The sequence below is a fragment of the Salmonella sp. SAL4457 genome (assembly GCF_046548235.1).
GTDB lineage: Bacteria > Pseudomonadota > Gammaproteobacteria > Enterobacterales > Enterobacteriaceae > Salmonella > Salmonella enterica.
Genome location: NZ_JBGDZO010000927.1, coordinates 1 through 253, shown reverse-complemented (window position 1 = coordinate 253; position 253 = coordinate 1). Strand labels below are relative to the sequence as shown.

The following is a 253-nucleotide window of genomic DNA, read 5'->3' as shown; positions in this document are numbered from 1 at the left end:
GGCCAGGGCGATGGGCAGCGAGACCAGTCCGGCCTGGGCCAGGGACGCCACCAGCAGTACCACCGCGACACTGGAATGGCAGGCCCAGGTCAGCAGCGCGGCGAGCAGCAGGGCGATCAGCGGATCGCCTTCGAGGCCGTGGATCACCGCGACAAAGGCTGGCGAGGCCTCGATCTGCTGCAGGGAATGGCCGAGCAACGCCAGCGCCAGGAGCATCAGGCCGAGTCCGATCAGGCACTGGCCAAGGCTCTCC

1 pseudogene is annotated in these 253 nt (G+C 69.2%); it reads right to left on the bottom strand.

The window, feature by feature from the left end:
• Window positions 1-253, bottom strand: a pseudogene (locus tag ACLJNW_RS26915) (Na/Pi cotransporter family protein); the annotation flags it as partial.